At 69.3% G+C, this 20,802-nt stretch carries 22 protein-coding genes and 3 pseudogenes; 12 read left to right on the forward strand and 13 right to left on the reverse strand.

Going from position 1 to position 20,802, the window contains the following annotated elements; translation table 11 throughout:
- Positions 1–28: 28 nt before the first annotated feature.
- A complete protein-coding gene (locus ACF07S_RS32340; RefSeq protein WP_391975822.1) occupies positions 29–802 on the reverse strand; it encodes a siderophore-interacting protein in 774 nt (257 codons plus the stop codon).
- 148 nt (positions 803–950) lie between these two features.
- On the opposite strand from ACF07S_RS32340, the gene ACF07S_RS32345 reads away from it, so the two are divergent.
- A complete protein-coding gene (locus ACF07S_RS32345; RefSeq protein WP_391967187.1) occupies positions 951–1,592 on the forward strand; it encodes a TetR/AcrR family transcriptional regulator in 642 nt (213 codons plus the stop codon).
- Positions 1,593–1,673: 81 nt separating this feature from the next.
- On the opposite strand, the gene ACF07S_RS32350 is transcribed toward ACF07S_RS32345, so the two are convergent.
- From ACF07S_RS32350 to ACF07S_RS32365, 4 genes are all read right to left on the reverse strand, one after another.
- Positions 1,674–2,057, reverse strand: a complete 384-nt coding sequence (locus ACF07S_RS32350) for a toxin Doc (protein WP_391967186.1) — start codon at positions 2,055–2,057, stop codon at positions 1,674–1,676.
- The gene (locus ACF07S_RS32355; protein ID WP_391967185.1) at positions 2,057–2,296 is read right to left on the reverse strand and encodes a hypothetical protein; all 240 of its coding nucleotides are present in this window, start codon (positions 2,294–2,296) and stop codon (positions 2,057–2,059) included. The genes ACF07S_RS32350 and ACF07S_RS32355 overlap by 1 nt, the downstream gene beginning before the upstream one ends.
- Before the next feature lie 104 nt (positions 2,297–2,400).
- The gene (locus ACF07S_RS32360) at positions 2,401–2,583 is read right to left on the reverse strand and encodes a hypothetical protein (protein WP_391975823.1); all 183 of its coding nucleotides are present in this window, start codon (positions 2,581–2,583) and stop codon (positions 2,401–2,403) included.
- A gap of 742 nt (positions 2,584–3,325) precedes the next feature.
- Positions 3,326–4,174, reverse strand: a complete 849-nt coding sequence (locus ACF07S_RS32365) for a helix-turn-helix transcriptional regulator (protein ID WP_391975824.1) — start codon at positions 4,172–4,174, stop codon at positions 3,326–3,328.
- Between the two features lie 139 nt (positions 4,175–4,313).
- Here ACF07S_RS32365 and ACF07S_RS32370 point away from each other — a divergent pair, with 139 nt between their 5' ends.
- Both ACF07S_RS32370 and ACF07S_RS32375 read left to right on the forward strand, forming a co-directional pair.
- Positions 4,314–5,093, forward strand: a complete 780-nt coding sequence (locus ACF07S_RS32370; protein ID WP_391967182.1) for an NAD(P)H-dependent oxidoreductase — start codon at positions 4,314–4,316, stop codon at positions 5,091–5,093.
- Between the two features lie 306 nt (positions 5,094–5,399).
- Positions 5,400–5,834, forward strand: a complete 435-nt coding sequence (locus ACF07S_RS32375) for a hypothetical protein (RefSeq protein WP_391967201.1) — start codon at positions 5,400–5,402, stop codon at positions 5,832–5,834.
- A gap of 198 nt (positions 5,835–6,032) precedes the next feature.
- Here the strand turns inward: ACF07S_RS32375 and ACF07S_RS32380 are convergent.
- The 3 genes and pseudogenes from ACF07S_RS32380 to ACF07S_RS32390 form a co-directional block, all read right to left on the reverse strand.
- A pseudogene (locus ACF07S_RS32380) lies at positions 6,033–6,375 on the reverse strand (transposase family protein); the annotation flags it as partial.
- 165 nt (positions 6,376–6,540) lie between these two features.
- Positions 6,541–8,283: an endo-1,4-beta-xylanase gene (locus ACF07S_RS32385; RefSeq protein ID WP_391967181.1), complete on the reverse strand. Its 1,743-nt coding sequence runs from the start codon at positions 8,281–8,283 to the stop codon at positions 6,541–6,543.
- A gap of 273 nt (positions 8,284–8,556) precedes the next feature.
- Positions 8,557–9,060, reverse strand: a complete 504-nt coding sequence (locus ACF07S_RS32390; RefSeq protein WP_391975825.1) for a transposase family protein — start codon at positions 9,058–9,060, stop codon at positions 8,557–8,559.
- A 193-nt stretch (positions 9,061–9,253) separates the two neighbouring features.
- Here ACF07S_RS32390 and ACF07S_RS32395 point away from each other — a divergent pair, with 193 nt between their 5' ends.
- The gene (locus ACF07S_RS32395) at positions 9,254–10,324 is read left to right on the forward strand and encodes a protein kinase family protein (RefSeq protein ID WP_391967179.1); all 1,071 of its coding nucleotides are present in this window, start codon (positions 9,254–9,256) and stop codon (positions 10,322–10,324) included.
- A gap of 14 nt (positions 10,325–10,338) precedes the next feature.
- Here ACF07S_RS32395 and ACF07S_RS32400 read toward each other — a convergent pair whose 3' ends face one another.
- The gene (locus ACF07S_RS32400) at positions 10,339–10,482 is read right to left on the reverse strand and encodes a hypothetical protein (RefSeq protein WP_391975826.1); all 144 of its coding nucleotides are present in this window, start codon (positions 10,480–10,482) and stop codon (positions 10,339–10,341) included.
- A 161-nt stretch (positions 10,483–10,643) separates the two neighbouring features.
- Positions 10,644–11,324, reverse strand: a complete 681-nt coding sequence (locus ACF07S_RS32405; RefSeq protein WP_391967177.1) for a class I SAM-dependent methyltransferase — start codon at positions 11,322–11,324, stop codon at positions 10,644–10,646.
- Between the two features lie 258 nt (positions 11,325–11,582).
- On the opposite strand from ACF07S_RS32405, the gene ACF07S_RS32410 reads away from it, so the two are divergent.
- Positions 11,583–11,864 carry a transposase gene (locus ACF07S_RS32410; RefSeq protein WP_391967176.1) on the forward strand — a complete coding sequence of 94 codons (282 nt, stop codon included), beginning with the start codon at positions 11,583–11,585 and terminating at the stop codon, positions 11,862–11,864.
- 43 nt (positions 11,865–11,907) lie between these two features.
- Here the strand turns inward: ACF07S_RS32410 and ACF07S_RS32415 are convergent.
- Both ACF07S_RS32415 and ACF07S_RS32420 read right to left on the reverse strand, forming a co-directional pair.
- Positions 11,908–12,306: pseudogene (locus ACF07S_RS32415) on the reverse strand (DDE-type integrase/transposase/recombinase); the annotation flags it as partial.
- A pseudogene (locus tag ACF07S_RS32420) lies at positions 12,266–12,595 on the reverse strand (HGxxPAAW family protein); the annotation flags it as partial. The pseudogenes ACF07S_RS32415 and ACF07S_RS32420, both read right to left, overlap by 41 nt.
- A 96-nt stretch (positions 12,596–12,691) precedes the next feature.
- Here ACF07S_RS32420 and ACF07S_RS32425 point away from each other — a divergent pair.
- From ACF07S_RS32425 to uppS, 4 genes are all read left to right on the forward strand, one after another.
- Positions 12,692–13,165, forward strand: a complete 474-nt coding sequence (locus ACF07S_RS32425) for a MarR family winged helix-turn-helix transcriptional regulator (RefSeq protein WP_391967175.1) — start codon at positions 12,692–12,694, stop codon at positions 13,163–13,165.
- Positions 13,166–14,786: 1,621 nt separating this feature from the next.
- Positions 14,787–15,395 (forward strand): ABC transporter ATP-binding protein, encoded by a 609-nt coding sequence (locus ACF07S_RS32430; RefSeq protein WP_391967174.1) that lies wholly within the window; start codon positions 14,787–14,789, stop codon positions 15,393–15,395.
- Positions 15,392–16,261, forward strand: a complete 870-nt coding sequence (locus ACF07S_RS32435; RefSeq protein WP_391975827.1) for an ABC transporter permease — start codon at positions 15,392–15,394, stop codon at positions 16,259–16,261. Before ACF07S_RS32430 ends, ACF07S_RS32435 begins: the two co-directional genes overlap by 4 nt.
- Before the next feature lie 14 nt (positions 16,262–16,275).
- Positions 16,276–18,111: a polyprenyl diphosphate synthase gene (uppS, locus tag ACF07S_RS32440; RefSeq protein ID WP_391975828.1), complete on the forward strand. Its 1,836-nt coding sequence runs from the start codon at positions 16,276–16,278 to the stop codon at positions 18,109–18,111.
- A gap of 44 nt (positions 18,112–18,155) precedes the next feature.
- On the opposite strand, the gene ACF07S_RS32445 is transcribed toward uppS, so the two are convergent.
- A complete protein-coding gene (locus tag ACF07S_RS32445; RefSeq protein ID WP_391975829.1) occupies positions 18,156–18,287 on the reverse strand; it encodes a hypothetical protein in 132 nt (43 codons plus the stop codon).
- A gap of 198 nt (positions 18,288–18,485) precedes the next feature.
- Here ACF07S_RS32445 and ACF07S_RS32450 point away from each other — a divergent pair, with 198 nt between their 5' ends.
- The 3 genes from ACF07S_RS32450 to ACF07S_RS32460 all read left to right on the forward strand — a co-directional run bounded on the left by ACF07S_RS32450 (position 18,486) and on the right by ACF07S_RS32460 (position 20,754).
- Positions 18,486–18,608 carry a PmrA gene (locus ACF07S_RS32450; RefSeq protein ID WP_391975830.1) on the forward strand — a complete coding sequence of 41 codons (123 nt, stop codon included), beginning with the start codon at positions 18,486–18,488 and terminating at the stop codon, positions 18,606–18,608.
- Positions 18,609–18,857: 249 nt separating this feature from the next.
- Positions 18,858–19,766: a zinc-binding dehydrogenase gene (locus ACF07S_RS32455; protein ID WP_391967170.1), complete on the forward strand. Its 909-nt coding sequence runs from the start codon at positions 18,858–18,860 to the stop codon at positions 19,764–19,766.
- Between the two features lie 70 nt (positions 19,767–19,836).
- The gene (locus ACF07S_RS32460) at positions 19,837–20,754 is read left to right on the forward strand and encodes a cupin domain-containing protein (protein ID WP_391975831.1); all 918 of its coding nucleotides are present in this window, start codon (positions 19,837–19,839) and stop codon (positions 20,752–20,754) included.
- Positions 20,755–20,802: the final 48 nt, after the last annotated feature.

A 20,802-nucleotide genomic window follows, 5' to 3' on the forward strand; every position in this document is an offset into this window, starting at 1 on the left:
AACCGGTTTGCTTGCACAGGAATTCCTCTCAGCCGGGGCTGGACCGGCCCAGGCGCCAGTAACCGAAGAATGAAATGTCACGCTTGGGCACGCCACGGTCGTTGACCAGATGCCGCCGCACCGTTGTGGCCAGCCGGGACTCGCCCGCGACCCACGTGTAGAAGCGGCCGGGCGGGAGCGGTGCGCGGCGCACCGCGTCCAGTACCAAGGCGCCGGGCCGCAGATCTTCGTCGTCGTGGCCGTCGCGGCTGAACCAGTGGACGCGGACGCCGGCGGGAGCCTCGACGGACCGGATGTCGGCTGCGGTCGCCACCTCCAGGTAGACCTCCGTGGTCAGGGAGGGCGGTCTTCCGTCGAGGATCGACAAGAGGGCGGGGAGCGCGGTCTCGTCCCCGACCAGCAGTTGCGCCTCCGCGTGCTCCGGCAGCCGGTACGTGGTGCCGATGTCGAAGATTCCGGCTGGGTCGCCCGGTTCGGCCCGGCGGGCCCAGGACGACATGGGGGAGTCACCGTGCAGGGCGAACTCGATGTCGATTTCGTCGTCTGCGGGCCGCGCGCGCCGGATCGTCAGGTTGCGCACCCACGGACGGACCGACTTCGGCATCAGCATCAGCTGGGCCATCCATGCCTCGTTCGAAACGGTCGGCATCCGCAATGCGGTCTGTCCCTCGCGTGGGAAGAACAGGCGGACCGCCTGGTCGTTGCCCGAGACGGCGAGGTTCCGCACCGCCGACCCGCCGAGCGTGACGCTCACGAAGCCCGGTGTGAGGAACTCGCGACGCCGCACCTCAAGAGTGATCATCGTGCGCGACTCAGGTAGGTGCACCTTGGGGATCACAGCTCGTCACATAGTTCAGACGGGGTCTTGTTTTTGCAGCTCATGGCACTATTCTGAGCAATAGCTCAGCTCTTTGGCTACTCGCTTTCGATGCCTTGTGGAGGCCTCACAGATGCCGTCGGCCGACCGCCGTCTTCAGCCACGTCGCAAGCCCAGCCAGGTGCGCGCCGAACTTACCCGCGAGCGCATCCTTACCGCCGCTGCTCACGTTTTCGCCGAGCACGGCTACGCCGCCGGCACCACCAACCGCATCGCCGAACGCGCCCGCATCTCCATCGGCTCGCTGTACCAGTACTTCCCGAATAAGGACGCCATCCTCGTCGAGCTGCTGGTACGGCACCTCGACCGTGGCACGTGGACCCAGGCCGACCAACTCGAGCTGTCCGCCGGGAGCCTGGAGACCACGGTGCGGGCACTGGTCGGCGATGCGATCGACAACCACCGCGACGACCCGCAGCTGCTCCGGATCATGATCGAGGAGGCGCCGCGCTCACAGGAATTGCTCGACACGATCGACCGGCACAGAAGGAACCGCGTCGGCCAGGTGCGCGACATCCTCGCCCGGCACCCGGATGTCCGCGTGCGAGACCTCGACACCGCGGCCGAGCTGATCATGTTCACCGTAGAGATCAACACGCACAGGCTCATGGCTCACCCGCGGATCGTCCCGGTCGAGGTGCTCGAGAACGAACTGGTGGACATGGTCACTCGCTATCTGCGCGGCGATCAGCATCCGCTCACCAGCGCGGACTGACGGCTCCTCCCTCCTTGTCCCAGGGACAAGGAGGGAGGAGCGGCGCGGGCCGTAACCCGTCCGCCGGCCGATGCTGGCCGTTCAGATACGCCAGGAGCGGAGTGTGTCCGCGATGTCGTAGATCTTCAGCCGGGTTTCGCGGGCCTTTCTGATCAGGTCGGACAGCGCTCCGTAGGGCGGGTCGATGCCTTCACCGGACTGGTCGAGGTACTGGGTGGTGACGAAGGCGGCGAAGAGGCTGTTGCGGTGGGGGAGCGGTTCGAGCCGCACGATGGTGTGCAGGAGCGCGGCAGCACGCCACGCGGCGTCGGGGTTGGACTCGGCGAGCGTCGGCGTGCGGGTCTTGTGGCGGGCGACGGCCGCGACGAGGGCCGAGTAGTCGGTGACGGACACGTCGTCGTGGCCGAGGGCGATGTCCTGAACGTCCAGGAGCCAGGAGACATCTACGTGCAGGGTCTCGCTCATCAGGCGGCAGTGGCTCCCCGGTCGCGCTCGGAGGAAGGAATCTCCTCCGGGAACGCCGCGTCGAACTCCTCGCGCAGTCTGTCCGCCCAGGACGCAGCGCCCGCCACGAACCGCTTACGGTGCATCTCGCGCACGCCCAGGTCGTGCAGGTACTGCTTGAGGCTCTTGCCCTCAGCGGCGGCGGCAGCACGCACGCCTTCCATCTCGTCATCGGTGAAGGACACATTCAGTGACGGCATACCCGCATGGTACCTACTTGGTGCCTGCCGAGGAAGCAGAGTAGACGGTGACGCCCCCGTCCCCGGTCCAGGACTGGCCAGGGACGAAGGCGCCGCCCGCCCGCTTACCTCCCGGCCGGTGCCCGCAGCCGGGAGGCCACCAGTGCCGCCCGCGGGCACCTGACCCGGACGCCGCTCCACGCCCGCCGGACGGCCGTCCACACGTCGAACAGCTGCGCCCACCGGGACCGCAGTACCGCGGCCGCCAACTCCTGGCCCTTGCGCTGCACGTCCCCGTCGGCGGCCATCGCATCGCACGCCCCGCTGACCGACGTCACCTCGCGCGCTGCGGGCGCCGCCCGCCAGCCAGCTCACCAGCGCAGCCTCGGAACGCTCCAGTACTCCCGACCACGCCTCAAGCACCTGCCGCGCGCCCGCACCGACCAAAAGGTCAGCCGTCCATGGCTCGAGCCCGCGGCGAACCTCCGCATCGCGGTGCCGGGCTGCCTCCCACAGTGCCCGCGCATGACCCTCCCAGGACCGCGGGCCCGCCCCCTGCTCCTCCAGCCTGCGCACCCGCCCATCAGACACCACGACATCGACCGCTGTGCCCGCCACAGCGCCTCCTCGCCCGGTTCCACCCCCACCACAGGGGCACAGTGACGGCACACCTGCTCACAGACATCCAGCAAAGCGAGCGGACTACCCGTCAGGTGCTCCGCACACCGGCAATGGCTCCGCCACTTCGCCTCCTTGGCAGGAGCGTGCCATTTCCCGCCGCCCGCACGCCCCAGCACCACGGTGATCCGCCGCAGCGGCCCGACGTCCACCCCGGCCGCCAACAGTCCCTTCTCCCGCAGCACCGGAAGCCCTCGGCCACGCCGCACGACAGCCCGCCTGGCTTTGTCCACGAGAATGGACAGCAGATGTACAGCACTTCGGGAGACACCCCGCCGCACACAGCAATCGAACTGTCCAGCAGACTCGACAGCAGCCAGCATCATCCCGACTTCTTGTGTGGTGGGGGCCGGCGGTGAGGGCGTCGCTGAGTTACTCGCGGATCTGGGCGTTCACTGGGGGATGTGCATTGCCGTCGTCAGCGCCCAGGCCGGCGAGCAGGCGCAGTCCGTCCTCGGCGGGGCTGCCGGGGGACGCGGACAGCACCAGTAGCTCGATGCCTGATTCGTTCGGCAGCGCGAAGTTCTCATGGTGCAGTTCCAGCAGGCCGACCAGGGGGTGCCGGTACGCCTTACGTCCATGTGTGCGGGCGCGCACGTCCGCGCGGGCCCAGAGGCGGCGGAAGCGTTCACTGCCCATCGCCAGCTCGCCGATGAGTGAGGCCAGGCGGGGATCCTCGGGGTATTTGCCGGCGGCCAGGCGCAGGTGCCCGACCACGTCGAGGGTGCAGTTCTCCCAGTCCGCGTACAGGCCGCGCTCGGCTTCCTCGAGGAAGATGTGCCGGGCGGTGTTCAGCCCCGGCATCGGGCGGCCGTAGAGGAGTCCGGCGAGGCGGTTCCCGGCGAGTACGTCCATGCGGTGGTTCATGATCAGCGCGGGTGCGTCGGTTACCAGGTCCAGGACGCGCAGCAACTCCGGCCGGACCCGCCCGCCTGGTGCCTTCGCGCGGTGGCGACGCTGCCGGGCGAGCCGGTAGAGGTGCCCGCGTTCGGTCTCGTCGAGGCCCAGGACGCGGGCGAGGGCGTCGAGGACCTGCTCGGAGGGCTGGGTCGCGCGGCCCTGCTCCAGGCGGACGTAGTAGTCGACGCTGACTCCGGACAGGTGCGCGACCTCTTCGCGGCGCAGTCCTTCGACCCGGCGGCGGCTGTCGGTGGGGATGCCGGCGGTCGCCGGGTCGACCCGGGAACGCCGGGTCCGCAGGAAGCCCGCGAGATCGTCCATGTGCCCAGTATGGCCCCGGCGGGTGCCCGTGAAGGTGGTCCTGCCGTTACCAGGAAGTCCCGTCCGACGGAACATGAGCCCCTGAACGCCGGGCGCCGTGGCGTCCAGGATCGGAGGCATCCGATCCGAAGGAGTTTCCATGAAGACGCTGATCGTCTACGCCCACCCGGAGCCGAAGTCGCTCAACGGCTCCCTGAAGGACCTCGCGGTGTCCACGCTGTCGAACGCCGGGCACGAGGTACGGGTGAGCGATCTGTACGCAATGAACTGGAAGGCGGTCGTGGACGCTGCGGACTACGGCCCCAACGCCTCCCGTCCGCTGAAGGTCGCCCTGGACTCGGGCCGGGCCTTCGACTCCGGGACGCTCACCGCGGACGTCCTCGCCGAGCAGGAGAAGCTGCTGTGGGCCGACACGGTCATCTTCCAGTTCCCGCTGTGGTGGTACTCGATGCCCGCAATCCTCAAGGGCTGGGTCGACCGGGTCTTCACGTACCACTTCGCATACGGCGTCGGCGAGCACAGCGACACCAAGTACGGCGAGCGATTCGGTGAAGGCACCCTCGCGGGCAGGAGGGCTCTGCTGTCGGTGACCGCCGGCGGCCCGGAGTCGCATTACGCCGCTCGCGGGATCAACGGCCCCATCGACGATCTGCTGTTCCCGATCCAGCACGGCATCCTCTACTACCCGGGCATCGAGGTGCTGCCGCCGTTCGTGCTGTACGGCGCCGACCGGATGACCGGCGAAGACTATTCGGACGTCGCCAAGACCTGGGAACAGCGCCTGCTCACCCTGGAGTCGACCGAGCCGATCGCATTCCGGCGGCAGAACTCCGGCGACTACGAGATCCCCTCGCTGCACCTGAAGGAGGGACTGGAACCGGCGGGACGCACGGGTTTCGGGCTGCACGTGCGCGGCTGACCACCAGCGATGGAACAGGACGAGCTGAGGCGCGGACCCGAGAGCAGTCCGAAGGCCGTGGTGACAGTGGTGGCCAGCTACCTGCTCTCGGCCATGGGCCACCCCCGCTCCGCAGCTGAATCGGAGCCGGCCTCGAGCCGCGCCTGACAGGCAGTCACGTCCGTCACTGCAATCGGACTGCGCCGGCCCTCCTCGGGGCGGTCACCCCTGCGCCTTCAGTTCGGAGACCCGCATGACGGCTCCCCGCCCGGACACAAGCACGCTTACGGGCGGTCGTCACGTGCGGACGGCGTGCTGCTCATTCCCGTGAACATCGAACAGTCGCCGATCGAGGTGCCTCCGGGAGCGGCGTATATCGGCTGTCCATTCTCGTGGACAAAGCCACCGGCGGGCCGCTCACGCTGTGTCGGCGGTGTAGTTGAGGAAGTCCGCGACGACGGGTACGCCGCGGCGGCGTCCGAGTTTTTGCCTCAGGTCGTGCAGGGTGCTGGTGCCGCGTGCGGAGGTGACGCCTCCCATGCGGGTGACGGCGGTGTGGGCGGTGTCGACGGCGGCGTCGATGTCTCCCAGGGCGAGATGAGCCTGCGCGAGACGTGCGAGGTAAATGGCGTGCCCCGCGGGAAGGCGTCGCCGTTGTACGCCTCGCCTTCGCTGTGGTGGGCGGTGGAGGCGTCCTGGAAGTGCTTGAGGGCTTGGCGGGGGTTGCCGAGGCTGAGGGCGGAGCTGCCCAGGAGCTGGTGAGTTTCGCCGAGGTTGAACCAGTAGACGCAAGCCGGGTCCGCTTCCATGGGGCCGGCCTGCGCGTAGGTGTCCAGGGCGGCGTTCGCGGCCCGGTCGGCGGCGCGGGCGTCGCCGACCGGGCGCGTGGGCCCGACAGGCGCGGGCGTGGAGCATGCCGGTCATGCGCGCGGAGCCGATGCGCGGGGCCTGGGCCAGTGCTGCGTCGATGAGGTCGATCGGCAGCACGGTGCCGTCGAGGATCACGTACGCCCTCTTCCGCACGGGTCTCCATGGCTCGTTCCAGCGTGGGCGCGAGGTCGGCCAGGAGGTCGACGGCCTCGCGTATGTAGCGGTAGGCCGTGGCGATCCCGATGCGGAAACCTGCTGCGAGGCGGGCGTAGGTGTCGCCGCAGCGCAGGTGGGCCAGGACGAGCAGGGCCTGTCGGCCGCAGGTCAGGCGACGCCACCGGGAGCCGATGCGGCGGCGGTGACCTGCGAGAAGACCAGAGAGGTGGCGCAGGGTGCGGCTGGACAGATCGATGGCGGACGGGCAGACAAGCACACGAAAGCTCCTGGCGGACTGGTGATCTCGGTCGTGAACCCGTCTACCAGGAGCTTCCTTCATGTCCGCGGCCAGGGACGCCCGTCCAACCTCCCGTCAGGTGGGAAACGGCTCACTGACTCTCACTACCACCGACACCAAACCGAGAGATCGCATCTTGATTCCTCACGCCTCGTCAAAGGTCTCGAGCAGGCGCTCGTACGCCGGCTTCGGCCGCAGGGCCGCGTCCCACGGCAGGGAATCGGCCGTGCGCGGAGGATAGATCTTGGTGTCGGCGGTGGAACCGTACCGGTCGGTGAATCCCCATGTGGAGAACGATGTGCAGTTCGGCTCCTCCAGGCAGACCCGCAGCTTGCCCGCCATCTCATCAGCCTGGGTCTGCCGCCCGTCCTCCTCGTCCTCACTTATGAGGACGTCCATCTCCGACACCCGCGCCTGAACCCCGAGCTCCGCCAGGTCCCGCACATGGCTGCGGAAGGTCTCCGGGTCGATGCGGTCGCCGGGTGCGTACTCATGGTTCTGGAAACCCACGCCGTCGATCGGTACGCCGCGTTCCTTGAGCCGCTTGACCAGATCGTAAAGGGCGTCCCACCGCTCGCCTTCCTCCTCGACCCCGTACTCGTTGAGGAACAGCCGTGCCTTCGGATCGGCCCGGTGGGCGGCCCTGAACGCCTCGTCGATGTACTCCTCGCCCATGGCCTCGAACCACGGGCTCTGTTCGGAGCGCAGACCGAGATCCCCGTTGGTGTAGCTCTCCTCGTCGTCGGACATGGGCTCGTTGACCACATCCCATTCCGCGACCTTTCCCTTGAAGTGCCCGGCGACCATGGCGATGTGCCGGAGCATGGTCCGGCGCACCTCCTCGGGGTCGTCGTTCTCCCGCATCCAGTTGGGCAGAGCCTCGTGCCAGACGAGGGTGTGCGCGTGCACCTTCATGTCGTTTGCGCGGGCGAAGCGTACGAGTAGGTCCGCGTCGCGGAAGTCGTAGACGCCCCGGCGTGGGTGGAGGAACTGTGGCTTGAACGCGTTCTCCGGAGTGAGCATGGAGAACTGGCTCCCCGCGAGCGCCCGGTAGCGTGAGTCGGTGAACAGCGGGTTCTCGGCCAGGGCGGCGCCGACGTCGAACGGCCGCCCCACGTCTGCGGCCCGCGCACGCAGCGAGTCGTCGGACTGCTCCTGGCGTAGCTGCGGCGCCTTGATCACGCGGAGCGAGTCACCGCTCTCCGCCCGCGCGATCAGCTGCGTCAGACGCCATCCCTCGCGGCGCTCGTCTTCGCCCGCGTCCGCCTCCAGACCGAACCAGACAGTGCCCTCGGCGAACACCCCCGGGTCCTGCACGGTTCCCAGCCGCCGCCCGTCGGCTTTCACGCGGAAGGTGTCACCGATGCTCGACACGGCGAGCGTCACCGTCCCGGAGCAACCGCAGTCGAAATCCTTGGAGGTGGCCGGCTCATCGCCCTCGCCGTCCCATATCTGTACCCTCACTTGTCCGTCGGCGGTCACGCCGACGCGGAGTGAGGGCCGCTCCTGCCGCCACTCGTCGTAGATGACCGGTACCCGTCCGTACAGCCGCAGCCATGAGCCGCCGTCATCGTCACCCACACCGGACATGCGCGCGGTGACGGTGAAGTCGCCCTCGGACCTAAGATGCGGGCCGGCCAGGTTCAGCGGGGGGTTGGGCTGGCCGCCGGAGGAGTCCTGCTCCACGATGTGCCGATCCGATGCGCTGACCCGCAGGATGCCGTTCCGCGCGGTGGTGCCCGGCATCTGCGTCCAGTCGTGGTTCCGCAGCAGGTCTTCGTCGTTTCCGCCGCCCGCGCCTTCGCCCTGCCCCGTACACCCGGCCGCCACCGCCATGACGAGCACCACGGCGGTCAGTCGCTGCCACGTCCCCCCACCAAGGTCCACGGTCCCTCCCACTCTCTTGTTCGAGACGAGATCAACGTCTCGAAACCGGGCCACAGTTCATCACACATGAGGTACGGCGGCCTTGTGTGGCACGTCCCAGCTCGTGTGGCGGAGCGGGCCCGGATCGTTGCGGCCTGCGCGGAAGGCGCATCAAACACGCGTCTGCCGGCGGACTTCAGGGTATCCACGGAGACGGTACGCAAGTAGCGCTCACGGTTCGCTGACCGGCGGATGGTGGGACTGGCGGACGAGCCGCGGCCGGGCCGCCACAAGTCAGAACTGGTACTCAGCAAGGCTGAGCGTACGGAGTTGACGCGCTGGTCGTGACAGGCGATGACGACCGGGCCGGGCGGCGGATATCCAGATCAGGCGCCCGTTCTCGTCGGTGAGGGCGAGGAAGCGCAGGCCGTGGCTGCGGTGCTTGCCGGAGTAGTTCCGCCGGTCGGCTTTGCCGGTGCGACGTTGGGTACGGATGAGGGTGCCGTCGATCAGGACGACCTCCCCGCCCTGCTTGGCGACCTTCTTCAAGGCACGGTCCAGGCGTGGGGCCTGCGCGGCGAGCAGGCCGATGAGCTCGTCCCGCCGGCGGCGGACGGTGGACTCGGACACGTCGTTGCCGCCGGCCATGTCGGCCAGGCGTTGGTCGTGCCGCAGCACGGCCAGGACGATCACCGCGATCTTTCCAGTCGGCAGGATCCGCCACCTGGAGCGGATCACCTTCAGATGCCGTCGCAGCAGACCGGCGAGGTGGCTGATGGTGCGCGTGGACAGCGACAAACGGCACTGGTAAGTAAGTGCGCAGGAATTCTCGGCAGGCTCTTCAGTTCTCGTCACATAGCCCCAACGGCACTTGGAACACCTCCAGTTACGTCACATCTCACCGGCTCCAACGGGGGAAGGTGGTCTTTGCCCCTGTCCCGGTGTCTGCTGGAGCCGTTAAACAAGAAGTGGGGCACGGTAGGAGGCGTGAGTGAAGGGTCCTGACCTGTCTCTCAGTGCTCGTCTGGCCGCCCATGGCGCAGTTTCCACATCGCTGGCGCTGCGCAGTGACCGGAGTCTGCGCGAGTTCGTGGACGCCGGAGCACCGCTGGGGTCGGGCATCGGCGGGAGAACGGTCCTGCTGGAAGTTGAGGGAACCCGGGTCTTCGTCAAGCAGGTGCGGCTGACCGATCTGGAGCGACGGCCGGAGCATGTTCACTCCACCGCGAATCTGTTCGGGCTTCCGGCCTTCTGTCATTACGGCATCGGTACCATCGGCGGCCCGGGGTTCGGGGCCTGGCGGGAGCTGGCCGCGCACACCATGACGACGAACTGGGTGGCCGCGGGAGACTACGAGGGTTTCCCCCTGATGTACCACTGGCGGATGATCCCAGACTCTGGCCAGCCGCTGCCCGAGGAACTGGCCGATGTGGACCGAGCTGTCGCCTACTGGCGAGGCGGATCAGCGGTACGCCGGCGGATCGAAGCTCTCCAGCATTCCACGGCAAGCCTTGTGCTGTTCCTGGAGTACATCCCGCAAAATCTGCACGACTGGCTGGGCGTCCAGATCGGGGCCGGCGACGAGGCGGCCGAGCGGGCCTGCGCCATGGTCGACAACGAGCTGAAAGACGGCATCGCGTTCATGAACGCCCGCGGGCTTCTGCACTTCGACGCCCACTTCGAGAACATCCTCACCGACGGCCAGCGGCTCTTCTTCACCGACTACGGCCTCGCGATCTCCTCACGCTTCGACCTCACACGGGACGAGGCCGACTTCTTCGACCAGCACCGCACCTACGACCAGTACTACGCCGTCACCCACCTGGTGAACTGGCTGGCCGTCGCTCTCTACGGACACACACCGGAAGAACGCAAGACGTTTGTGGACGCGTGCGCCCAAGGGGTGCCCCCAGAGAGGGTTCCCGCGTCGGTCGCGGCGCTCCTCGTCCGTTACGCACCCGTCGCCGCGGTGATGGGCAACTTCTATCGCGAGTTTCAGCAGGAGAGCCGAGCAGCTCCCCATCCGCTGGCAACGATCTGTCGGATGGGGCGAAGTACGTGATCAGCAGCCGCCGGTCACAGGCGTGCGGTGAACCGGCCATCGGATAGCTTCCGCAGCCAGTCCCGGTCGACCAGTCGGACCAGCTTTCCGCGCAGCGGTTCCAGCTCGGATCGGATGTTGACGTCCACGCCCAGCACCTCGCCGACCTGCCGAGCCATGACCGGTCCAGCGGCCTGTCGCACGGCGGCACCCGAGCTGGAACGACTGCACGGTTTCGAAGTAGCGAGAACACCCTTGATCTATGAGAGGCCGCAGCCCGTTTTCGGTGGCTCGGTCATGCAGTCTGCCCAGATGCCGGGCCCGCTGTGAGCGGAGGGACTCAGCGCAGCCGTCGCGCACGCAGCACCAGGTCGTCGGTGTGGTGCGCGCCGGCGCCGCCGTCGGGTGCCACGCGTGGTCGCTGCTCGTTCACCTCCACCTTCCAGTCGTCGGTGAGCAGGGCGGCGACCATCGAGGGCCAGACGTAGTCAGCCGGGTCGAAGCCGCTGTCGTGCGCCTGCTGGGTGTCCATCCCCGCGTGGTGTACGAGCAGCAGCACGCCGCCGGGCGCGACGGCCGCGAGCAGCGCTCGCTCGGCTGCGGCGTCGGGGGTGCGCAGCAGGGCTGGATACTGCGCGGAGACCAGGTCGAAGGAGGCCGGCGGGAGCGCCGCTTCCGTCAGCGCGGCGTGTACCCAGCGAACGGCGACGCCTGCGTCCCGCGCGTGCCCGGCCGCCCGCTCCAGCGCCACGCCCGAGACCTCGAGCGCGGTCACGTCCCAGCCGCCGCGCGCGAGCCAGACGGCGTCCGCGCCCTCGCCGCAGCCGACGTCGAGCACCCGCCCGGGCGTGAGCCCGGCGACCTCGGCCACGAGCGCACCGTTGGGCCGGCCGCTCCACAGCTGTTGCCGGTCGGCGTACCGGTTGTCCCACTCCGCCCGCACCGCGGGGTCTCCTGCGTATCCGTCGCCAGGCAAGAATGTGTCAGACGCGGGCGATCCTGCTGTGATGTTGTCGGTCATGGGCCCAACGTCACCCATCGTGGCCCGGTCACGCCACTCCTGTTGCCGCTCCGGCAAAACAGCGTCCAAGGGGCGAGGAACAGCCGGGCGTAGTCGCACTGGACGTCATCGAAGCAGGCCGGCCGCGGCATCCTTGACCTGCGCAGTCAATCTTCGATGGCACAAACCGTCGTCAATCAATCCGCGGTGTGAGGTTCCCCCGGGATGCGGGGAGAGGTGGCAGCAGATCAGGTGGGGCTCATGAGAGGAGCCCAGACGATGCCTGCCCCGAGGAAGTACCCGCTGGAGTTGCGTGAGCGTGCGGTGCGGATGTACCGCGCTTCCGAGCCGAAGCCTGTGATCCGCCGCATGGCCGAGGAACTCGGCGTGCACCACGAGGCCCTGCGCGGCTGGATTCGCCAGGCCGAGGCCGATGCCGGCGAGCGAGGCGACATGCTCACCACCGCGGAGCGTGAGGGGCTTGCCGCCCTGCGCAAGGAGAATGCCCAGCTCAAGCGGGCGAAGGGGCGTTGTCACGTTGTTGGGTGTGTGGGTGTCTGACGGTGTGTCCGAGGTGTGGTGGGGTCGGGTTGCGGGCCGGTGCTCAGGTCGTGGCAGGTCGGTCCGTGACGCCGGTGATCTGTTCCCGGATGGTGAGGCGGACGGTCATTTCGGCTCGGTAGTGAGGTGCGGGCATCAGGTGGCGACGAGGCCGGAAGTGGGGTGAGATGCCACTGAACGCGGACAGGAACCTCTGCGCCCCGCCCACGGAGCGGAAGCCCTTCATGACCCGTTCGCGTTGCCTCGTCGGCTGGTGGCTGTTCTCGGCCCGGTTGTTCAGTCTCTTGTGCGAGCGGTGCTCGACGGAGGGCATGGCCTCGCGGTGGGCGGCGCCGTAGGAGCGGAGCTTGTCGGTGACGATCACCTTCGGCACTGCCCGGGTCTTCGTCATCAGCCTGCGGAGGAACCGTCTGCTGGGGGCGGCGGCGTCCCCGTCCCGCCGCACGGCAGCCCACACAGTCCGGGTGGCCCTGCGCGGCCGCCCGGTCTCGTGTGCGCCAGTGCTGTTCGACGGGCGGGCGCGGTCCGGTCGGCTTCCCCCAGCCGCTCAGATGGAGCGCCCAGGTGACGACGGCGGCGAGCGCGACCGCACCGAGACCGAGCCAGAAGCCCAACGGCCAGGCGGCGACCATCGCGGCGCCGGAGAACGTGAATCCGACGAGGGCGAGGCACGCGCCCGTCCATCCGGCGACGGTGTGACCGAGGTCGTGGTCACCGTGTATGCCGCTCATGCGTCTCCTCAGGCGAGTTCCGTCTTGTATCTTCACAACGGAAGCTGAATCTTTTATCTCACGAGCTAAGTAACTTAGACGCTAAGGGGAAAATCGGTGAAGGGCAAGCCCCGTCCCGAGGCGACGCCGAAGCAGGCGCTGGACGCGATGGACCAGATGATCGCGTTCGCCCTCGTCTCGCAGCACGACATCGCCCAGCGGCTGGGCCTGAACGTCACCGACCTGACCTGCCTCGGCCACATCATCGGCGCAGGGGAACAGCACCTGAGCGCGGGTGACCTGGCCGGGCGCGCCAACATCACCACCGGTGCCGTCACCGGCGTACTCAACCGCCTCGAACGCGCCGGATACGTCCACAGGAAGCCCGATCCCAACGACCGCCGACGCGTCCGAGTCGTCCTCGGCGAATCGGCGGCCACCCGCGTCCTCGCCGTGTACGGCCCGCACTACGAACGGCTCGGCGCCCTCTTCGCCGACTACACCCCCGACGAGACGGCCGTCCTCGCCGACTGGTTCGCCCGTGCCCGGGAGGCGATGCAGCTCTCGCTCGACGAGATCAGAGGGGCGTGACCGAGGAGGCCGGAGCGCGACGGGACCCGGTGCCGCGGAAGGGCGAGGGCCCCTTGCGGCGGCTGCCTCGTCGGCGAGCCCCGGCTCCGCCGGCCGGCGGCCCACCACCTCGGTGACCACGGGCAGGGGAGGGGCGGGCGCACGGCGGGCCTCTTGGGTCGAAAGTGGGCCTCGCGGGAGGTGTCCAGCAGTCCTTGACCAGCGCGTCCGTGGATCCGCTGCGCCGTGCCCGGCAACCGGCCAACCCGGCATGCGCCCTGGAGACGACCGGACGTCGGGATCGGGCTCTCACCCTGCTCGACCAGGCGGAAGCCCTCGCACGCGCCCGCACCGACAGCCCCGACGGGGAGCGGGCAGGGCACTGGCTGGGCGGAGCACTACTCAGGGCGGGGGCGCCGGAACGGGCCGAGGCCGTGCCCGTTCCCTGCCCGATTCACTGTGGCGCGTCCGAATACTCACAAAGGCAGGGCGGGCGGCGGCCACCGGCGCGGACCGGCCACGCGCCATCCGAGTTTGGAAGAGGCGGCGGAACCCGCTGCCTCGCTCGCCGGTACGACCTCCCGCGCGTACGGGCCCGGCGACACCGCCGTCGCCCTGGTGACTGCGGGCGCGGAGGAGCGGGGCGAAGCGCCGGCGCGTTCAGTCGAGTCCCCCGGAGACCACGGGAACCCGGCGCTCGATCGGGTGGGCAAGGAGCTCGGCGCCCGAGGGCGGCACACCGAAGGCGCGTCCATGCCCACCCAGTGCGGGACGGAGGCTCGGGAACTGGGGGCCACCGGCCGTCGCGCCGGCGTCTGGCGCTCGCTGCCGAGGGTCTCGCCGCCTGCGAGCACCGGGAGGGCCGCTCGCCTGCTCGCCGGCCCGAGGGCCGAAAGGGCTCCGGCTCGAGGACCGTGCCGCGCACCTCACCGGCGTCGGCGTGGCTCTCACGGCTTGCGGGGACCACACGAGGGCGCGCTCCCTTCTCACGGAGGGCACGGAGATCGGCCGTGCCCTGCCGGACCCGCACGACCGCGACCGCGCCCTCGTCGATGCCGAAACGGCCCTGGTCTCCACCGGTACGCACCGGGAGGCCCCGGACCAGGACCAAACGCGTCCCGCGGAATCCCACCCGGACAGGTTCACCGGGAAACGCTCCGGGACGGCCCTGAACGTCACGCTCGACCCGGCGGTTTTCCGCTCTGCGGGTCAGGACCTGACCACTGTCGGGCACCTCCATCGAGATGGTCTCCCGCATGACCGAGCCCGTCCTGCCGGGCCCGGCCGTCCGCAACCACGTCGAACGCTGACACGAGCTGGGCCGCAGCGCCGTCTACCGAAGTCATCCGTGCCCCACGGTTCCTGGCGCAGCAGCTTGGATCGCGCCCGCGCCGAGGCGCGCGGGTCCGCGGAATCCCGGATTGGGCACATGGCGAACCCGCGCGTCGGCCGCCGGTCAGGAGGGCGGCGCGGGCGGGTTCGCTCAGGAGCCGACCGCGGGCGCAGCCGTCCGAAGCCTTCGCGTGCCGTCGGCGCCGATGCGACTGCACCCCGGTGGCGTGTGATCCGTGTCCTCGGCGACTCGTGGTCGTTAGGCCATTCGGGTTACGGCCGGTCCAGGTCTACGAGGGGGGAGACAGGCGTGGATGTCAGGGATGTGCATCATGCCTACCGTCGGCGTGTGGTTTTACGGGGCGTGGACCTGCGGCTCCGGGCAGGCACACTGTGCGGGATCGTCGGGGAGAACGGCGCCGGCAAGTCAACGCTGCTGAAGGTCATCTCCGGCGAACTACGGCCCACGCGCGGCACGGTCCGCCACAGCGGTCGGTTCGGCTATTGCCCGCAGCACGTAGTCCTCAACGAGGCTCTGACCGTCCGGCAGCACCTGACGTTCTTCCAGACGGCTTACCGCCTGGCCGATGTGCGGTATGCCGAGGAGGTCATGGAGGTACTGGGCTTCACCGGATACGCGGATGAGCGGGCCGGGGTGCTCAGCGGCGGCACGCGGCAGAAGCTGAACGTGACGCTGGCGCTCATGCACGATCCGCAGGTGCTGTTGCTGGACGAGCCGTATCAGGGGTTCGACTGGGACACCTACCAGCGTTTCTGGGATCTGGCCGTGCGGCTGCGGGATGCCGGGCGTTCGGTCCTGGTCGTCTCCCACCTGGCGTATGACACCGAACGCCTGGACGAGCTGTGGCGCCTGGACGGCGGGCTGCTCCGCCCGGACGAGGCGGGGGCCGCCGCGTGAGGTTCCACCTGACCCGCTTCGCCGTCGCCACCCGGTTCACGCTCATCGAACACGGCCGCAACCGGTTCGCCATGATCCTGGTGGGCCTGTTCGTCCCGGTGTGGACGACTCTGGCGTACCTGGCGATGCCCGATACCCCAGCCCGGATGCGTCTTCGCGCCACCGGGGAGACGCTGGCGCCGCACGGCAACGAACTGACCGAGATCAGCGGCGCGCTCAACGCCGTCACGCTGATCACCGGTTTCATGATGTTCGCCGCCACGTTCTCCGGCAGCGGCTTCGACCGCAGGCTGGCCATGGCCGGCTACCCCCGAGCCCACCTCGTCCTGGCCAAGGTCACCGCCCTGGCCCTGGTCTCGGCGGCGGTCGCCGCCTACGCCACCGCGGTCACCTGCCTGGCCTGGACACCCCGCCAGCCTCTCCTGCTCGCCGCCGCACTGTTCTGCGCCGGGCTCACCTACGGTGCGCTCGGTGTCGGTTTCGGCTCCCTGCTGCGCCGGGAGGTCGAGGGCATGTTCGCCATCGTGATGACCAGCATCATCGACCTCGCGCTGCAGAACCCCATCACCAGTTCCGGGGCCGACAACCCGGTCATGCGCTACCTGCCCTCCTACGGGGCCATGCAGGCCAGCACAGCGGCCGGGTTCTCCACCGCCCCGGTGCCCGGTTACCTGGTCATCCAGCTCGCCTGGTTCGCGGTGGCCTCCCTGATCGCGCTGGTGGGCTTCCGCCGCAGCACCCGCAGTTCCCTGCCGTCGACCGCCCGGACCACGCTGCCCGGAGCAGGAAGCGACAAGGGCGGCCCTTCCGCGCCGCATCAAGCTGCCACGCCGTCGGCTGCGGCGTCCGACACGGAAGCACACTGAGGTCCCGGTCCCCCATGCGCGTCATATCCCAGTCCACGACGGCAGACCTCGATGCGGCCCCGCGAGCACGGCGGAGGCGACCCGCCGCCCGGTCGCTCACCGGCGAAGACCTGACCCTACGGGCGGCGTACCGGCTGTGCCGACGCACCACGCGACAGCACGATCCCGCGATCCACGCCCTCATCCAGCTGATGCCCGCCGTGCTGCGTCCGGCCGGGTGGGCCCTGTGGGCGGCAGCGAGCGTCCTGGACGACCTGGCCGACCAGCGGGATGCGGAACCGGCCGAGCGTGCGGCCCGCGTCGAAGCCTGGACGGAAGCCCTGCAACACGACCTGGCGGCCGGCACCAGCACGGATCCGGTCCGGCACGCCCTGGTGCACACCGCCCTGCGGTGGCGTCTGGACTTGTCCGGCCTGCAAGGCGCCATGATCAGCACACGCGACGATGTCCACGGCCGGCGCTTCGCCGATTGGACCGAGTGGCGGGCCTGGTGCAACGAGGGAATCACGCCCTGGGTCGACCAGGTACGGCACCTGTTCGAACAGGCCGGAGCGCCGATGACGCTGAGGCTGGACCGGCGGGTGGACTACGAGCGGTTCATCGACGGTGCGCAACTCACCGACATTCTCACCGACCTGGGCCCCGACCTCGGCCAGGGCCTCCTGCTCCTGCCGCAGGAGGCCCTGGACGCCTGCCCCGGTGCGGAAGGCGATCTGCGGCAGGGACGCTGGAGCCCGGCCACAGCGGCTTTGATCGGCGCGATGACCGACCTGGCCCGCCAATGGGTGACCAGGCCCGCGATGACCACAGGCATGCACCCGGGCGCCGCCACCGTGCTCGACACGTCCGCCTGCCTGCTGCGCGCCCAACTGGAGGCCGTCGACGCGGCCGGCCCCGCCCTGCTCAAACGCGCCCCGCGCCCCTCCCTCGTGGCCCGCGCGCGCATCCTCACTCCCGCCCGCATCCGCTCGCGCCTGGCCTGGAGCCTGACGCCCCTGACCGTGCCCGGACCCCGACGACCCGCGGTGAACGCGAGCGGTCCGAGCCCGGCAGCCGAAGACACCGCCCTGCGGCCCCCGCCACCGCGCCCTGACGGTGCCCGGCCCCCGCAGATCGACGCCGACCGGATGCCCTCCCACGTGGCGATCATCATGGACGGCAACGGACGCTGGGCCGAGCAGCGTGGTCTGCCCCGCTCCGAAGGCCACCGCGCCGGCACCGCCGCCGCGCACGAGATGGTCTACGGCGCCCTGGAGATCGGTCTGTGCCACCTGACCCTCTACGCGTTCTCCACCGAGAATTGGAAACGCGGCACCGAGGAAATCACCACGATCCTGGAAGCGATCCGACGCGACCTCGATGAAGGCCCCATCCGTGATCTCGACGTACGCCAGCGCTGGTCCGGCCGTCCCGGCAAACTGCCCGAGGAACTCGTCCGAGCCCTCATGCGCGAGGAGCGCCGCACCCACGCTCGCACCGGACTGACCCTCACCGTGTGCATCAACTACGGCGGCCGCGACGAGATCACCAGGACCGCCGCAGCCCTCGCCCAGGCAGCCCAAGCAGGCGATGTGGCCCCCCACCTCATCAGTGAGGACGACTTCGCCCGCCACTTGCCCCACCCCGACATGCCGGATGTCGACCTGCTGTGGCGGACCGGTAACGAACAGCGCACCTCCAACTTCCTCCCCTGGCACGCCACCTACGCCGAGCTGCACTTCACCCCCGACCACTGGCCCGACGTCGACCGGCGTGATCTGTGGCGGGCCATCACCGAATACAGCCGGCGCCAACGCCGACACGGCGCCGCCCTCCCATCTCCCCCTCTGCGCCGGTCCCCACGAAACTGACGTGGGAGTTCGTCACGCATGCCACCACCGATCGCTGCGGATGGTCAGCAGTGGTGGGCACGCGGGGCTTTGCGCCGTATCTCGCGCGCCTTGGGCAGGAAGTCGTTCCTGATGCCCCGGGCCGTCGTCTCGGCGCTGCTGTAGCGGGTGCAGCCTCGGGACTGGTGGGCTCGCATGTTGAGGTGTCGCGTACTCCTCGTTGAGGCCGTGCCTGGTGTCACCGTGTGTGGTCGCCGGAGGCGTATCGGCTCCAGGTTCCATTGGCTTCAGTGACCAGGTGGGTGGGACGAGTCGGCGGATCGCGGAGGTTCCGTCGCTGCTGGAGGCGCTGGCCGAACGCGCGGCTGCCCGCGCGGAGCGGCACCTTCATCTCGATGCTCCTGGCCCGCTCCTGCCACATCTCCGTCCTCTCCCTGGAGCGGAACGCCCGCCCCGGCGTCGACGCGGTCGCCCGGCAAGTCGCCCAGCCCGGCCCCACCGCCCGACGGAAGCGCTGACGCCTCAAGATCATTACATTGCCGGGCGTGTCTGTGCCCGTCACAGCGTCATCCACCTGACGGGTGCAGGGCTCGACGCGCCGCGAGTCGCACTGACACAGATCGTCAACTGATTGATTCTCACGGGTCTGGTCGCTGTCCCGGTCCTGCGTAGGGTTTCAAGAAGACGGCAGTGCGGCATTTGCGCACTCGATCTGCTGCAGCGCCGAGTGTTCAGGCGTACCCACGAGAGAAGGAAACACATCCCTTATGCGCGCCCTTGTGGTCGATCACAGTGGGGCCGGACCCGTCCGGTTCGCCGATGTCGATGAGCCCGTACCGTCCGCCGGTGAGGCACTGGTGGAGATACGGCACATCGGTCTCAACTTCGGAGAGCTGAATTACGTGGACCAGTGGCCAGCCGGCGCTGTGCACGGTCACGACGCGGCCGGCATCGTGGTGCGCGCCGCATCCGACGGCTCGGGGCCGCCCGAAGGTACGCGCGTCGCGGTGGGAATGGCTCCCCACGCATGGGCGGAGCGGGTGGCAGTCAGTCCCGCCTCGCTCGGCACCGTCCCAAAGAGCGTGGATCTGGCCGACGCCGCCGCGCTGGGGATCGCCGGCGTCACCCCATTCCGGGTGCTGCGCACGCGTTCCCTGCTGGCGCGCAACGTGCTGATCACCGGCGCCAGCGGGGGCGTGGGGCACTTCGCCGTCCAACTGGCAGCGCTGGCGGGCGCCCGGGTGACGGCACTCGTCGGTTCGCCGGAGCGGGCCGCCGGACTCCGCGAACTCGGCGCCGACAAAGTCCTGACCGACCTGGCCGAGACCGGGGACCGGTTCGACCTCGTCCTGGACACGGTCGGCGGACCACTGGTGGCCCAGGCGTGGAGTTCCCTCGCCGAGGGCGGCACCCTCCACCTGGTCGGTTACTCCTCGGGACAGGAGACCACGTTCCCGTCAGGTGCCTTGTTCGGGTTCGGCGAACCCCGCAGCATCGCCACCTACGGCGACATGACACCGACCGGCGGGGAGCTGACGGACCTGCTGGGCCTTATGGCCGCCGGGAGGCTCTCGGCGCCGGTCGGACTGCGAGGCCACTGGCACGAGGTGGGCGACGCCGTCCAGGCGCTGTTCGCGCGGAAGGTGCACGGAAAGGTCATTCTTGACGTGGCCTGACGCTGTGGACCAGGACACATGCGCCGTCGCCCGCCGGGGGCGGCTCGCGGCGGTGGACGAGAATGGACCCATGGATGTACTGGCGGAGGTCTTGCGTGTTTCGGGTGCGCGTGGGGCGCTCGGGGTCATGCTGAAGGCTGGAGGAACCTGGGGCCTGTGGCTGGACTCCTATCCAGGAGCGGCACTGCACGTGGTGTCCCGCGGCACTATGTGGCTCCACGTCACGGGCGAGAAACCTCTTCAGGTGCAGGCCGGGGACGCCGTCCTGGTGCCGCCGGGCACCGCACACGGGATAGCCGGCGGCGCCGACGTGACGATGGGCTCCTGCGACCGTGAGGAGGCGGCCCGGGCTTTTGGCGACGGCCGAGCCCTGAGGCTGGGCTCGGCGCCGGTGCAGACGGAAGTGATCATCCTGCACTACGAGCAGGACCCGGAGGTGCGCACACCGGTGCTTACCTCCTTCGCTCGGCCGATGCACGTCACAGCCCGGGAGAACGCGCAGCTCAGAAGGACCGTCGAACTTCTCGCTGCTGAGCTCGCGCAGCCGCAGTTCGGCACCACCGCCGCCATCAACAGCATCGTCGACCTTCTGCTCGTCCAGTTCGTACGCGCCTGGCTTGCCCGCCATCCGCAGGAGCAGTCCGGCTCATGGCTGGGAGCGATGCGTGATCCGGTCGTGCGCGACGCTCTCGCGTGTGTCCACGCCCAACCGGGACACCCCTGGACCACGGAGACCCTGGCCGCCGCGACGAGCGTCTCCCGGGCGACGCTGTCCAGGCGTTTCCGGTCCGCCCTCGGACAGACGCCGGGCGCGTACGTGACGCAGTGGCGCATCGACCTGGCGTCCGTCCGGCTCCGAGATACCGATGAGCCGGTCGAGTCGATCTCCGGCGCGGTCGGATACGGCTCTCCGCACGCTTTCAGCCGTGCCTTCAGACGTGTCCGAGGCACGGCCCCGGGCGAGTACCGTTCTCGACTTCGCAAGTGACCGGCCTCGGGACTGGTGGGCCCGCTTGTTGAGATGTCGCGTATTCCT

The sequence above is a fragment of the Streptomyces sp. NPDC016640 genome, from assembly GCF_043076215.1.
GTDB lineage: Bacteria > Actinomycetota > Actinomycetes > Streptomycetales > Streptomycetaceae > Streptomyces.